This is a genomic window from Streptomyces sp. bgisy100 (assembly GCF_057709105.1).
Genome location: NZ_JBYITE010000011.1, coordinates 64,429 through 78,233 on the forward strand (window position 1 = coordinate 64,429; position 13,805 = coordinate 78,233).

13 protein-coding genes are annotated in these 13,805 nt (G+C 73.4%); 7 read left to right on the forward strand and 6 right to left on the reverse strand.

Annotated elements, in window-relative coordinates; translation table 11 throughout:
* Positions 1–34 precede the first annotated feature (34 nt).
* Complete coding sequence (locus tag AC3EQ1_RS10330) at positions 35–772, reverse strand: VOC family protein (RefSeq protein WP_432094012.1); 738 nt, start codon at positions 770–772, stop codon at positions 35–37.
* A gap of 151 nt (positions 773–923) precedes the next feature.
* On the opposite strand from AC3EQ1_RS10330, the gene AC3EQ1_RS10335 reads away from it, so the two are divergent.
* The 4 genes from AC3EQ1_RS10335 to AC3EQ1_RS10350 all read left to right on the forward strand — a co-directional run bounded on the left by AC3EQ1_RS10335 (position 924) and on the right by AC3EQ1_RS10350 (position 4,821).
* The gene (locus tag AC3EQ1_RS10335) at positions 924–2,156 is read left to right on the forward strand and encodes an FUSC family protein (RefSeq protein ID WP_432094013.1); all 1,233 of its coding nucleotides are present in this window, start codon (positions 924–926) and stop codon (positions 2,154–2,156) included.
* A gap of 279 nt (positions 2,157–2,435) precedes the next feature.
* Positions 2,436–2,933: a SigE family RNA polymerase sigma factor gene (locus AC3EQ1_RS10340; protein ID WP_388847749.1), complete on the forward strand. Its 498-nt coding sequence runs from the start codon at positions 2,436–2,438 to the stop codon at positions 2,931–2,933.
* Positions 2,926–3,381 (forward strand): hypothetical protein, encoded by a 456-nt coding sequence (locus AC3EQ1_RS10345; protein WP_432094014.1) that lies wholly within the window; start codon positions 2,926–2,928, stop codon positions 3,379–3,381. Before AC3EQ1_RS10340 ends, AC3EQ1_RS10345 begins: the two co-directional genes overlap by 8 nt.
* Before the next feature lie 159 nt (positions 3,382–3,540).
* The gene (locus tag AC3EQ1_RS10350) at positions 3,541–4,821 is read left to right on the forward strand and encodes a mannosyltransferase family protein (RefSeq protein ID WP_432094015.1); all 1,281 of its coding nucleotides are present in this window, start codon (positions 3,541–3,543) and stop codon (positions 4,819–4,821) included.
* Between the two features lie 104 nt (positions 4,822–4,925).
* Here AC3EQ1_RS10350 and AC3EQ1_RS10355 read toward each other — a convergent pair whose 3' ends face one another.
* The 3 genes from AC3EQ1_RS10355 to AC3EQ1_RS10365 form a co-directional block, all read right to left on the reverse strand.
* Complete coding sequence (locus tag AC3EQ1_RS10355) at positions 4,926–7,322, reverse strand: glycoside hydrolase family 65 protein (RefSeq protein ID WP_432094016.1); 2,397 nt, start codon at positions 7,320–7,322, stop codon at positions 4,926–4,928.
* Between the two features lie 2 nt (positions 7,323–7,324).
* Entirely contained in the window at positions 7,325–8,290 is a 966-nt protein-coding gene (locus AC3EQ1_RS10360; protein ID WP_432094116.1) for an HAD family hydrolase, read from the reverse strand.
* Between the two features lie 576 nt (positions 8,291–8,866).
* Positions 8,867–10,492 carry an FAD-dependent monooxygenase gene (locus tag AC3EQ1_RS10365; RefSeq protein ID WP_432094017.1) on the reverse strand — a complete coding sequence of 542 codons (1,626 nt, stop codon included), beginning with the start codon at positions 10,490–10,492 and terminating at the stop codon, positions 8,867–8,869.
* 215 nt (positions 10,493–10,707) lie between these two features.
* Between AC3EQ1_RS10365 and AC3EQ1_RS10370 the strand changes: the two genes are divergently transcribed.
* From AC3EQ1_RS10370 to AC3EQ1_RS10380, 3 genes are all read left to right on the forward strand, one after another.
* On the forward strand, positions 10,708–11,349 hold the full coding sequence (locus tag AC3EQ1_RS10370; RefSeq protein ID WP_432094018.1) for a TetR/AcrR family transcriptional regulator: 642 nt from the start codon (positions 10,708–10,710) through the stop codon (positions 11,347–11,349).
* 80 nt (positions 11,350–11,429) lie between these two features.
* Positions 11,430–11,711, forward strand: a complete 282-nt coding sequence (locus tag AC3EQ1_RS10375) for a hypothetical protein (RefSeq protein WP_432094019.1) — start codon at positions 11,430–11,432, stop codon at positions 11,709–11,711.
* Positions 11,708–12,091 (forward strand): PIN domain-containing protein, encoded by a 384-nt coding sequence (locus AC3EQ1_RS10380; RefSeq protein ID WP_432094020.1) that lies wholly within the window; start codon positions 11,708–11,710, stop codon positions 12,089–12,091. Before AC3EQ1_RS10375 ends, AC3EQ1_RS10380 begins: the two co-directional genes overlap by 4 nt.
* A 103-nt stretch (positions 12,092–12,194) precedes the next feature.
* On the opposite strand, the gene AC3EQ1_RS10385 is transcribed toward AC3EQ1_RS10380, so the two are convergent.
* Positions 12,195–12,674 (reverse strand): hypothetical protein, encoded by a 480-nt coding sequence (locus tag AC3EQ1_RS10385; protein ID WP_432094021.1) that lies wholly within the window; start codon positions 12,672–12,674, stop codon positions 12,195–12,197.
* Between the two features lie 45 nt (positions 12,675–12,719).
* The gene (locus AC3EQ1_RS10390; protein WP_432094022.1) at positions 12,720–13,559 is read right to left on the reverse strand and encodes a leishmanolysin-related zinc metalloendopeptidase; all 840 of its coding nucleotides are present in this window, start codon (positions 13,557–13,559) and stop codon (positions 12,720–12,722) included.
* Positions 13,560–13,805 lie beyond the last annotated feature (246 nt).

The following is a 13,805-nucleotide window of genomic DNA, read 5'->3' on the forward strand; positions in this document are numbered from 1 at the left end:
CGGCGAGGCGTACCCCCGTGTCCGGGCGGGGTGCTCAGGCGGTGGCGCCGGTCCCCGTGGTCACCGTGAAGAGGCCGCCCTGAGGGTCCCGGAGGGTCGCCGAGCGGCCGATCGAGGAGTCGTCCGGCTCGCCGGTGACCGTGCCGCCCGCCCGGACGGCCGCCTCGGCCGCGGCATCGACGTCCGGCACCCGGAAGTAGACGTTCCAGCGGGGGCGGACCTGGGGGTCCGGATCCGCCTCCACACCGCCCCCGCGCAGCCGTGCCACCTTCTGCCCGCGGGCCAGGACCACCACGGCGTCGTGCTCGTACTCGACCTCGCAGCCGTCGGGCCGTCCGGAGGCCCAGTCGAAGACCTCCGCGTAGAAGATGGCCGCGGCGAAGGCGTCGCGGGTGCGCAGTTCCAGCCACGCCGGGGCGGAGCCGGCGCCGACGCGCCATTCGGGAAGGACCTCGCCCTCCCAGAAGCCGAACACCGCTCCGGCCGGGTCGGCGGCCAGCGCGGCGCGGCCCTTGCCGTAGGTGAGCGGGCCGACCGCCACGGTCGCGCTGCGCTCCCGGATCCGGGCGGCCACGGTGTCGGCGCTCTCGGCGGCGAAGTAGACGGTCCAGGAGACGGGGACCACCATGGTGTGGGCCAGGGCCCCGATGCCGGCCACCGGCCGTCCGTCCGCGAGGGCGACGCAGAATTCGTCGCCCAGGGTGCCGGGGCGGAAGGTCCACCCCATCACCGCCCCGTAGAAACTCTGGGCGGCCTCGAGTTCCCGCGTCATCAAACTCACCCAGCAAGGCGCTCCGTGCACCGCGCGCGTCGAGGACATGTCCGCCACTGTGCCATCCGCCGCATCCGTTCGCCCGCCGACCCACCACGGATGGACCGGCGCAGGTGACGCTCCCGCCCGACCTGACGCGATCATGTGAACTGTGCCTGCAGTCCGGGAGACCGTCGTCGGCCTGATCCGGCGGCGCAACGATCCGATCGTCGTGCAGACGGTGCGCTGCACCGTGGCCGCGACGCTCGCCTTCGCCGCCGCGGAGTGGCTCATCTCCGGCGGTCCGCCGCCGCTGCTCGCACCGCTGACGGCGCTGCTGGTCGTCCAGGTCAGTCTCTACGCGACGCTCACCACCGGGATGCGCCGGGTGAACAGCGTGGTGGCGGGCGTGCTGATCTCCTCGGCCTTCAGTGCCCTGGTGGGCCTGAGCTGGTGGAGCCTGGGGCTGCTGATCCTCGCCTCCCTGGTGGTCGGGCACATGGTGCGGGTCGACGAGTTCGTGCCGGAGGTGGCGATCAGCGCGATGCTCGTGCTGGGCGTCAGTCATGTGGCCCAGGCGGCGTGGAGCCGGGTCGCCGAAACCCTGATCGGTGCGGCGACCGGAATCCTGCTGAACGCCCTGGTCGCGCCGCCGGTGCTGGTGGAGCCCGCGGGCGAGGCCATCGCCGGTCTCGGCCGGCGGATGCGGGCGCTGCTGATGCAGATCTCCCGGGAGCTGGAGAGCGGGGCGACCCGGGAGGACGCGGTCCGCTGGCTCCACGGGGCGCGGGTGCTGGACAACGAGATCGCCCAGGTCGACGCCGCGCTCAACCGGGCCGACGAGAGCATGAAGTTCAATCCGCGGGTGCGGGAGGGGCTGCTCGCCCGGCTGGTGCTGCGCAGCGGTCTGGACACCCTGGAGATCTGCGCGGTGGTGCTGCGCACCCTGTGCCGGTCGCTGACGGACCTCTCGCACCGGCGGCGGAACGAGCCGGTGTACGAGGGGCAGGTGGCCGCCGTGCTGAGCGAGCTGTTCCTGCACATCGCCGACGCCGTCGACAGCTTCGGCCGCCTGATCACGGCTCAGGTCAGCTCCAATGCCGAAGTGGCGGAGGGAGAGCTGGCCAGGGCCCTGACGGAAGGGCGGGAGGACCGGCAGCGGATCGCGGATCTGCTGTTCACCGAGTCCGCCCGGGAGCCGGACCGGTGGGAGCTGCACGGCGCGCTGCTGGCCAACGTCGACCGGCTGCTGAACGAGCTGGACGTCGAACGGCGCTCCCAGTGGCTGGCGGAGGAGCTCGACCGGCACCGGCAGGACCCCGTCCGGTCGAGCCCGGTGCACCGGATGCGCCGGGCCGCGCGGTCGGCGCAGCGGCGGGCACGGCGCCGACGGCACCGCCCCTGAGCGACACCGTCCCTGAGCGCCCCCGGGCGCGAGTGACACCAGGCGCGAGTGACAGGAGGCGTGAGGCGACAGGGGGCGTGCGGGCCCGGCGGAGGAGCGGGGGCGCCCCCACCGATTGGGTCCGGGCGCGGCGGGCTTGAGCGGCGGCCGTGGGTGGAAGCGCGAGCCCCGGAGGCCCGTGTGACGGGCATCACGCCGTCTCTTTGCGTCCCGTGTAGACCGGAGTGGGCCCGCCGGGCGTATGCCGGGTGAGTACCGAGAGATCCGGGGGAGTGGCCGTTGACCGTCGAGGAGTTCGAAGAGTTCTACGCGCTGACGGTCGCACGGCTGACGGGGCAGTTGTACGTGATGCTGGGCGACCTGCACGAGGCGCAGGACGTGGTGCAGGAGGCCTTCGTCAAGGGCTGGAGCCGCCGGCGGCAGCTCGACCGGGACGGCCGTCCCGAGGCGTGGATCCGCACGGTCGCCTGGCGGCTGGCGGTGAGCCGCTGGCGCTTCCGGCGCCGGACGGCCGAGGCCTGGCACTCCAGCGGGGCGCCCCCGCACGTCGAGGGGCCGGGGCCGGAGTCGGTGGCGCTGGTGGAGGCGCTGCGCCTCCTCCCCGCCCAGCAGCGCCGGACCATGACGCTGCACTACGTGTGCGACCTCACCGTCGAGCAGATCGCCGGGGAGACCGGTCTGTCCGCCAGCACCGTCAAGACGCATCTGGCCCGAGGCCGGGCCGCGCTCTCCCACCGACTGCAGGACCCGCGCCTTGAGGAGGCCCCCGGTGCCTGAGCTCCACGACCCCCTGCGGTTCCTGTTCCGGGAGGCCGCCGCCACCGGGCAGGCGCGTGCCGAGTCGGCTCCCGTCTCGCGCATCGCCGAGCGGGGCCGGCTGGCACGCCGTCGCCGGATCGCCGTCTGCGCGGCCTGCGCCTGCCTGTTCCTCGGCGGAACGGGCGCGGCGGCCGCCGGGTTCCTGACCGGTCCCGGCCGGCCGGGCACCAGCGGGCCGGCCGACGTCCCGCCGGTACCGGAGACGTCCTCGCTGCCGTCCCCTACCGGGCCGTCCGCGACGCCCTCCTCCGGGCCGACCTCCCGGCCCTCCTCCTCCGCGTCGTCCACGCCGGCCTCGCCGCCGGGCAGCACCCGGACCCAGGAGCCCACCCCACCGCCCCTCGGGACCTCGTCGGGAGCGCCTCCCACCTCGACAGCGCCCGGCTCGACGACGTCCGTCCCCTGAGCCGCGGGGTCCCGAGGGGCCGGCCCCTGAGACCCCTGCCCGGTCCCCCACCGCCGGGACCGCGCCCGGGAGCCCCATTGCCCCGGGCACCACCGCCCGTCAACCGACGACCGCCGTCGGGCGGGCCCGCATGCCCGCGTCCGACAAGGAGTGTCCCGAATGCCCGCGATGACCACCCGCGTTCGCCAGGAGCGTCCGCACCCGCCCACCGCGCCGGGCGACGGTCCGGAGGGCGCTCCCGTACGGCTCGGCCCGGCGAGCGGCTCCGGTGGTGGCCGGGTCCGGCCGACTGTCCGGCGCCGCCGCCTCCCGGTGCTCGGTCCGGCCGACCGCGAGGTGCTGCTGCTGTACCTGCTGACCCGGGCCGGGGTCTGGATCCTTGCCCACTGCACCCGGTGGCTGTTCCCCGCCGACGGGAAGGCCCGTGACAGCGCCCCGGTGCTGGCGCCCTTTCAGCAGTGGGACTGGCACCACTATCTGCAGATCGCCCGCGAGGGCTACTTCCCGGACGGGGCGGGCCCGTGGGTGACCGGCTGGGACAACCGGGAGGCCTTCTTCCCCGGATTTCCGCTCCTGCTGCGGGCCGTCCACGTCGTCGTCCCGGACTGGGCCGCGGCCGGCCTGCTGATCTCCCTCGTCGCCGGCGCCGTCGCGGTCGTGGCGCTGGCCCGGATCGCCCGGCTGCACCTGCCCGGCACGGACGGGGGCCGGCGCACCGTGCTGCTCTTCCTGTTCTCCCCCTGCGCCATATTCCTCGCCGCCGGGTACACCGAGGCGCTGTTCCTCGCGTTCGCCCTGCCGGCCTGGCTTGCGGCACAGCGGCGCGCCTGGCCGCTCGCCGCCGTCCTGACGGCGCTGGCCACCACCGTCCGGATCAGCGGTCTCTTCCTCGCCGCGGCCGTCGCCGTCCAGTTCGCTCTCGCCCTCCGCGGCCGGCGGGACTGGTCCGCCCTGCCCTGGGTGGCCCTCCCCGCGGTGCCGGCGGCCCTCCACAGCTGGTACCTCCAGGCGCACACCGGCGACTGGATGGCCTGGAAGCACGCCCAGGAGCGGGGCTGGTACCGGGACTTCCACGCCCCCTGGGAGGCCTGGCGGAACACGTGGGACGCGGCCTTCACCCACACCCAGGCCACCGGGTACGCCTTCATGTCCCAGGCCGAGCTGCTGGCCATGCTCGTCGGACTCCTGCTGCTCGGTCTGCTGCTGCGGCGGCGCCGATGGCCCGAAGCGGTGTACATCGGCCTCAGCCTGTGGGCGCTGGGCACCTCCTACTGGTACACGTCCGTCCCCCGGGCCACGCTCCTGTGGTGGCCGCTGTGGATCGCGCTGGCCGCGTGGAGCCTGCGCAGGCCGCGGGTCGGGACCGTCTGCCTCTGCGTGGCGCCGCCGGTGATGGCCGTCTTCGCCATCAGCTTCCTCACCGGGCGGTGGACGGGGTGAGTCGCCCGGGGCCGGCGGGATACGGGCCGAGCGCGGCGGAACGGCGCCCCGACGGCCGTCGCAGCGGGGCGGTCAGCCGTGGGGCAGCCGTCGCAGCGGGGCGGTCAGCCGTGGGGCAGCGTCAGGCGGCGGGTCTCCCCCGGCGCGACCAGGAACGTCGCGTCCCCCAGCACGACCGTGATCGGCGGCTCCGCCGAGGGCGGAACGCCGATCCGCAGCTCGCCGGGGCTCAGCCGCAGGGTCACCCCCCAGTGGTTGCGGTAGCGCACCGACAGCCCGTAGTGGGACAGCTCGGGCAGGGGCACCGGATCCAGCAGCAGTGCGTCCTGACGGGTCTCCAGCCCGGTCAGGCCGCGCTGCACCAGGTCGAGGGTGCCCGCCATGGCGCCGAGGTGGATGCCCTCGCCGGTGGTGCCGCCCTGCAGGTCGGCGACGTCCCCTTCGAGTGCCTCGCGGACGAACGACCAGGCCTCGGCGCGCCGTTCGCGGGTCAGCAGCCAGCCGTGGACGAGGCCGCTCAGGGTGGAGCCGTGGCAGGTGCGGTGCAGGTAGTAGTCGACCGTGCGGTGCCACGTCTCGGCGTCCAGCCGGTATCCGAGGCGGCGGAAGAGACCGGCCAGTTCGGACGGGGAGAACAGATAGCCCAGCATCAGCACGTCGGCCTGTTTGGAGGCCTGGTAGCGGTTGACCGTGTCGCCCTCGGCCTCCAGGATCCGGTCCAGTCGCCGGATGTCGCCGTACCGCTCGCGGTAGCCGCCCCAGTCCAGCTCGGCGAGGTCGCCGAAGCCGTCGAACTGGCTGATGACGCCCCGGTGGAAGGGCACCCGCAGCCGCCGGGAGATGTCCTCCCAGCGCTCGGGGTCGCCGTCCGTCATTCCCACGTACCCGAACAGCTCCTGCCGCCGGGGTTCGGGGAGGTCGCGGATCACGTCCAGGGCGCGGGCGAGTACCCAGGCGGCCGTGACGTTGGTGTACGCGTTGTCGTCGAGCCCCGGACCGGTGGCGTCCGGGTAGGCGTCGTGGTACTCGTCCGGTCCGACCACGCCACGGATGCAGTACCGGTCGTGGGCGGGGTCGAGCACGGCGCAGTCCGCCCAGAAACGCGCGATCTGCAGCAGCATTTCGGCGCCCTTGGTCTGCAGGTACTCGGTGTCGCCGGCGGCCTGGCAGTACTGCCAGACGTTGTAGGCCACGGCCGAGCCGACGTGGTACTGGAGCCGGGAGTGGTCCGGGAGCCAGCGCCCCGAGCGGGGGTTGAGGTGCAGCTGCTGGGTCTCCTCGCGCCCGTCGCTGCCGCTCTGCCACGGGTAGCGGGCCCCGGCCCGCCCCTCCTCGCCGGCCGTCCGGCAGGCCTGGGGCAACCGGCGGTGACGGTAGTTCAGCAGGGCCCGGGACACCTCCGGGAAGTGCAGGTTCAGATACGGCAGCACGAACAGCTCGTCCCAGAACACATGGCCCCGGTAGGCCTCGCCGTGCAGCCCGCGGGCCGGCACGCCGACGTCCAGTTCCGCGGTGTGCGGCGACAGCGTCTGCAGGACGTGGAAGAGGTGCAGCCGCAGGATGAGGCCCGCCTCGCCGGGGACGTCGAGCTCCGCACGCCGCCACAGCTGGTCCCAGGCGGCTGCCTGGGACTCCAGGAGTCCGGCGAATCCGGGGGCGTCGGCCAGGTTGTCGAGGGCCGCCTGGAGGGGGTCGCTGATCGCCGGGTCGTGGGAGGTGTGCAGGGCGACGACCTTGTCGACGGTGACCGGGTGCTGGGGCGAGATCGGGAGGGTGAGCAGGTGGGCGGCCCTCGCCGGGCTGATGTGCAGCCGGGCCGCGGTGGGGTCCGGGCCGGTGACGGTGGTGCGGGCGGCCATCCCGATCCCGGTCTCGGAGCTGTTGGTGCGGCAGGTCAGCCAGACCGTGTCCGGTTCCAGGGCGCCGGTGTGCAGCCGCTTCAGATGGCTGCCGTTGAGGTCCCGGTAGCGGTGGACCCCGCCGTTGGTCACCTCGCCGTCGAGGGCGGACTCCACCACGATCTCGCCGGTCCAGCCCTCGGGGGTGAACTCGGTGCGCAGCGCGGCGAGATGCGGGTCCCCCATGTGGACGAGCCGGGTCTGTTCGACGCGCAGCCGGCGGCCGTCCGGCTCCTCGTACCGGATGTGGCGGATGAGGGTGCCGCCGCGCAGGTCCAGGCTCTGCCGGTACTCCAGGAGTTCGTCCCCGTCCGGCGAGAACCACGGTTCCGAGCCGTCCTCGGTCCGGACGTGGAAGCGCAGGGGCAGCCAGTTGGGCAGGTTGACCATGTCCTCGTTCTCGATGCTGCGGTCCCCGACGATCGACGTCAGCCGGTTGTAGCAGCCCGCGGCGTAGGTGCCCGGGTAGTGCACGTCGTCGGCGGCGCTCTCGGGCGCGGCCCCGCGGGTGGCGAAGTAGCCGTTGCCGAGGGTGCACAGGGATTCCCGCAGGCGTTCCTGCGGTGGGTGGTATCCGGTGTACTCCCAGGTCCACTCCGCCATGGTCACTCCCCCGCGGTCGCCGGGCCCGGCCGCGGGGCCAGCAGGTCGGCCAGGTCCCGGACCACGAGGTCCGCGCCGTGCTCGCGCAGATCGGCGGCGCTGGTCGGACCGGCGGTCCGGTCCACCCCGATGACCAGGGCGAACCCTCCGCGGCGGCCCGCTTCCACTCCGGCGAGGGCGTCCTCGATCACGGCTGCGTCGGCCGTGGGGACGCCCAGCCGGCGGGCCGCCTCCAGGAAGAGCGCGGGGTGCGGCTTGCCCGGCAGTTCCAGCCGGGCGGCCTCGACGCCGTCCACCACAGCGGCGAAGTGTTCCCGGACGCCGGCTCGGGTGAGCAGTTCGGTGGCGTGCCGGGAGGCCGACACGGCGGCGCAGGGCACCCCGTGCCGGGCGAGTACGGCCAGCAGCCGGACCGTGCCGGGATAGGGGTCGATGCCGTGCTCCCGCAGCCGGTCGGTGAACACCTGCTCCTTGCGGGCGGCCACGGCCCGGACGGTGGCGGTGCCGGGCGGGTCGTCGGCGCGGCCGTCGGGGAGTGCGAGCCCGCGGGCGGCGAGGAAGGCCGCGGCGCCGTCCAGCCGGGACCTGCCGTCCACGTAGCGCCGGTAGTCCTCGCGGGGGTCGAACGGCCGCCGGTCGGTGGTGAGGTGGGCTCCGGCGGGTGGGGCGTGGATGGGGGTGGGGGTGCCACCGGTGTGCCGGTCCTCCGTGCCGCTGTGCCGGGCGTCCGGCGGTCCTTCGGCGCGTGCCCGGTCATGCGGCGGCCCGCCCGAGCGTGCCCGGTCGTCCGACGGGCCGGCGCCGGGTGCCCGGTCGTCCGGTGGCCCGTCCGCGGGTGCCCGGTCATCCGGTGGCGCGGCTTGCAAGCAGGCGTCGAACGCGACCTTCCAGGCCGCGGCGTGCAACCCGGCCGAGTCGGTGATCACCCCGTCGGTGTCGAACACCACGGCCCGCAGGGGCCGCAGCACCGGCGGATACGCGTCGCGCGGTTCGGCGGGTTCCGTGCCACCGGGCGGGACGTGGCCGTGGTGAGCGATGGGGTGCGACGGCCCCGGACCGTACTCGGCCGCGCCGCCGGTCGGGGACTCCGGTGCCGCGGCCTGCTCGGGCGCGGTGCCGTGCGACGTCCCGGAGTGGGGCACGCGGAGCGTCGCACTGGGCTCGGTGGAAGGGGGCGCCGCACCGTGGTGCTCCGGTGCGGCCCCGTGCCGCTCCTGGGGAGCCCTGCCGGGCCCGGCAGGTGTCGGGGCCATCGCCTCGTCCCTCCCTTCGCGGTGCTGCCCCTCCACTGTCGCCCGCGAGGACCGGTCACGCAGCGCAGCAGGCCCCCAGCCCGCGGGCCGTGCCGGTGGCTGAAGAGCCCCAGCGCGGCATGGGACCGGCTCTCCCGCCCGCGGCCCCCGCGGAAGGCGCCGGCCCGGTCGGCCCCGGCCCGGTCAGGCCCGGCCGGCTCCTCCGCGGAGACGGTCACGGCATCGGACCCTCCTCCTGCCCGCTCGTCCGCGGCTCCCAGCGGACGAGGCGGCCCCGCCGGGCCCGCGGCGTCAGCGGCCGAGCCCGTCCAGGTAGTCCCGGACCGCACGGATGCCATCGGCCGGGGCCAGCAGGCCCACATGGTTGTCGGGGCGAACCAGCACCAGGCCGTCCCCGTCCGTTCCGTACGCGGACCGGGCGTGCCCTCCGTGGTCGTCCAGGCCCGGCACGTTCCCCCCGGGCGCTGCCTGCGGCCCGGCGTCCACCGCGCACACCCGTACCGTGTCGCCCCGTTCCGCGGCGATGTCCCGCAGGGCGGCGGTGCTGCCCGCGCCGAAGCCGAGCAGGGTGAAGTGCGGTCCGGCGAAGACCTCGAACAGGCGCCGGGGCGTACCGGTGGCGGTGTCCCGGCAGGGTGCGTCGGGCGCCCGGTCGCCGGGCCGCAGGCGGGTGTCCGCGCCATCCCCGGCGGGGGCCCGGGAAGAAGCGTTCAGGGCATCCGCGGGCAGGTCGGGAGCTCCGGAGGTACCGGTGCGTCCGGACCGGTCCCGGCTGAGGGAGCTCCACCGGTAGCCCAGGCCCAGCGCGGACGTCTCCGGTGTGATCCCGGCTTCCAGCCCGCCGCCCGGCTTTCTGATCGCTTCCAGGACGGCGCGCATCCCCGCGGAGGTGATGTCCAGCGTCCAGGCGGCGACCGGCAGGCGCTCCTCCTGATAGGTGTCGAGGAGTCCGGGTCCCGCCTGGCCGGCCGTGACCAGGGCGAGCTTCCAGCCGAGGTTGTGGGCGTCCTGGATGCCGGTGTTCATGCCCAGTCCGCCGGCGATGGAGTGGACGTGCGCGGCGTCTCCGGCGAGGAAGACCCTGCCCACCCGGTACCGGTCGACCATCCGTACGTTGACCCGATAGGTCGACAGCAGGGTGGCCTCGGTCAGCCGGACTCCGGCGCCGGTGTGCCGGTCGCACAGCCGCTGGAAGCTCTCCAGCGACGGGGCGACGGGGTTCCCGTCGGCGTCGCGTTCGGGCGCGGCCTGGAACCACCAGCCGGACCGGGTGCCGGGGATCGGGCACATCATGACGGCGCCGTCCTCGTCGAACCACTGGTGCCAGCGGTCGCGCTCCGGCCCGTCGGCCACGACATCGCCGCAGACCATCGACTGGTCCGTTGCGGTCTCCCCCTCCATCGGGACGCCGAGGAGTTTGCGGGTGGTGCTGTGGCCGCCGTCGCAGCCCACCAGGTAACGCGCCGTGATGCGGCTGCCGTCGGCGAGCTCCGCGGTCACCCCGGTGCCGTCCTGGGCGAGGCCGGTGAGTTCGGCGCCCGGTTCGACGTGCACGCCGTACTCCGCGAGCCGGTCCCGGAGAATCCGCTCCAGCTGCCACTGGGCCATGATCCGGCCCCGGTCGTAGGGGGCGTCGGGTGTGGGGCGGGACGTCTCGAACGGATCGCTGTCGGCGATCCACCGGCCGTTGCGGTACTTGCGCATCGCCATGGGTGCGGAGCCGGCGGCCAGCACGGCGTCGAGGACGCCGAGGTCCTCCAGGACCTCCAGGCTCCGGGGGTTGGGGCCCTTGGCGCGCGAGGTGCGGGCATGTTCCGGGGTCCGGTCGATGATGCGCAGCGCGGTGCCGCGCCGGGCGAGGTCGCAGGCGAGGGTCAGGCCGGTGGGTCCTGCCCCCACGATCAGCACGGTGGTCATGCACAGCTCCTTGTCCCCGGTGTGTCGTACCGGTGGGCGGGCCCGGTTCCGCTCGCCGGTGGGGCCGGCGGCGTGCCGGGGGTCGGTCCCGGCGGATCGCCGGTCGCGCCGGAGCCGAGTCGCGTGCTCCGACCCCCGAAGCGAAACGTAACTCAGTCAAAAAAGCAACCTAGTAACGATCGATTCCCGGTTACGCAAGGTGCTACGGTGACGCCGTGAGCGAGCAGTCGGGCCTCCGGGCACGCAAGAAGGCACGGACGCACCAGGCCATCTCGGACGCGGCGATCACGCTGTTCCTGGAGCGCGGGTACGAACGGGTGTCGGTGGCGGAGGTCGCGGCGGCGGCCGAGGTCTCCAAACCGACCCTGTTCCGGTACTTCCCGGCCAAGGAGGACTTGGTCCTCGACCGGATCGCCGACCATCAGGACGAGGCGGCACGGGTGGTGCGCGACCGCACCCCCGGCCAGTCCCCGCTGACCGCGCTGCACCGGCATCTGCACGAGCGGCTGCGGGCGCGCGATCCGGTCAGCGGCCTCAACGACCACCCTCAGGTGATGGCCTTCCACGCCATGCTGTACGCCAACCCGAGCCTGCTGGCCCGCCTGGTGCGGTACGGCGCGCGCAACGAGGAGGCGCTGGCCGGGGCCCTGAGCGAGGCGGTCTCCGCCGAACCGTCCGACCCGGCCCCGCGGCTGGCCGCCACGCAGATCGTCAACGTGCTCCAGGTCCTGGCCCGGGAGAACTGGCGGAAGCTGTCGGCCGGACGGACCGCCGACGAGGTCCACCCGGAGGCCGTCGCGGACGCCGACCGCGCGTTCGGGCTGCTCGGCGGGGGGCTGGCCGAGCGGTTCGGCTGAGACGGAGGCAGGCGGGCAGGTCCGGATCCGCGGCGTCGACCCCTTCCCGTTTGCAGCTCTACTGCAAGTAGAGTGGGAGAATGAGTGATGACGGCGACACGAGCATCAAGGTCTCCAAGGCAGCCCGTGAACGCCTGGGTCTGCTGGCCACCGAGCAAGGCACCACGATTCGCGGCCTCGTGGAGGAACTTGCCCGGACCCGGCCGACCCAGGCCGAGCTCCAGGCCCGGGGCGAGGCTGCCCGCGCCTACCTGCGTGATCACATGAGCGTTGAGGTCACCGATGACGACCTCGCTGCCGGCGACCGGATCCTGCAGGCCATGCACGCCCGCCTCCCCCGGCACCCGAGCGAGGCTGCGTGATCCCGTTCCTGCTGGACCACACCGCTCTACTGGCCCTGGAAGGCGGCCACCGCCGCCTCTCCGGTCTGATCGTCCGCACCGCCCAGGGGCACAGCCTCGGACAGGTCCCCGCGCTCTCGCTCACCGCGGCAGAGGCTGAACGCAAAGGCCTCGGCGAACACGTCGCCAGTCTGCCCGGCCTCGAGATGGAACCCCTCGACCTGACCGCGGCACTCGACGCAGGATCCCTCATCGCAGGTGGTACCGACTGGCGCATCACCCATGCCGTCCACCTCGCCCGCCCCTCGGCGGAATGGCCCAGCGGACGCTTCGTCCTCTCCCTCCAGCCCGGCCTGTATGACAACACCGGCATCGATCCCATCAACCCCGACACCATCTGACGCAGTTTCGATCAGCCGGCCACCGGCACCCGAACCTGAACCACCGCCCGCCGACGGCCCGTTCACCCGGCGAAGACGAGCCCCGCGCCTCGCGGGCAGGCCCTCAGGTCTCCAGACCGATGTCGGTCACCGAGAACAGCCTGCTCGCGTTGGCGTCGAGCAGGGCGAAGCCCTCCACGATCTGGGCCGCCACCCGCCAGTCGCCGCTCCGCGGGTCCCGGCGCATCCGCCAGGCGTGGATGGCCTGCCCGGTGTACGCGTCGCTCCTGGCCGCCCCGGGTTCGCGGCCGCGGAGGAAGAAGCGGAGGCGGGTCCGGGCGTGCAGGGAGCCGCGCGGGCTCTCCCGGGCGCCCAGGATCTGCAGGATCTCGTGGGACTCGTCGAAGAAGACCGACCGCGCCTCGAGGAAGTCACGCAGGCCCGACTCCCCCTCCCACATCCGGCCGCCCGCGAAGCCGGTCTCGAAGTCCCCGGTGAGCACGGCGTCGTACATCTCCCGTACCGACGCATGCGCCTGGAGGAGGTCGAAGTACCGCTCGACGGTGTCGAGGACCACGGCTTCCGGGGCGAGGGACACGGACATCGAAGCACCCTTCGCAAGGCGGCCCGTCCCGCCGGAGCGCCCGCCTCAGGCCGCGGGGAGCACCATGGGGATGACCGGCAGCACCATGCCCGCGTCGGTCGGCGCGGTGTGCGCCACCAGTTCGCCGGCCCGGGCCAGTTCGAGGAGGTCGGGCAGCTTGTAGGGTTCCGCGGCCGCGAGGTCGACCTGGTACCCGAGGTCGCCCAGGCTCGCCACCGTCAGCCGGCTCAGCGGGTTTCCGGGCGTGGCGATGAACCCGGACATCAGCTCGTTGCGGAACACCGTCTCCCGCCAGTGGCCGTCGGCGGTTCCGGGGCCGCCGGTGTTCTCCACCGGAACCGGTGCCGGTGTGCTGCCGAGGAGTTGCCCGTGCTCGTCCATGGCCCCGTCGCCGATGAAATTCGGATTGACCGTCCGGGGATCCTTGAGGAGACCCTTGCGCTCCCAGAGGGTTCCGATGCCCAACACGTGCCCCATTTCATGGGTGATGACGTCATTGAGCGTTTCCTCGGATTCCATCCGGGCCAGATCCGCGGTGTCGAACGACATGATGCCGCGCACCGGGAGAAGGGCCGTGTCATCCGCGCCCGGTGGCCGCAGATGTGTCGGACCGGCCTGTCCCAGAATTTTTCCGGTGCCGTCTATGGGCACGCCCTGGGCGAGGATCAGGATGTCGTCGACGACGTCGCCGCCGAGCACGACGGTCGGCAGATCACCGACGATGACGCGGGCCCACCGGTCCGCGGCCTGGACGAATGCCTGCTCCTGGCCGCTGGTGAGCCCTCCGATGAACTGCACCTCGATGGTGAACGGTGATGTTGTGGCAGCCAGTTCGCGTGCTCTGGAGAGCTCGGCGACTGCCTTGTAGGTGCGGTGCTGGCACATGGCCGCTCCTCAGCCGAAATCCGATGTATGGCCCCTGTTCGAGCATAGGAGAAACGCCTGTGCCATCGCTTGTTGAGCGGTCGAGAATTGAAAGGGAAACAAATGCGCAAGGTATCGGTATCCATGACGGGTATTCGATATTCATGACACGGACTACGCCGTTCGGGTGAGCGGGACATGCCTTTCGGGTCCACAATGGAAGGAGCGGCCGCACACACCACCCCTCAGCACGCACAGAATGAGACC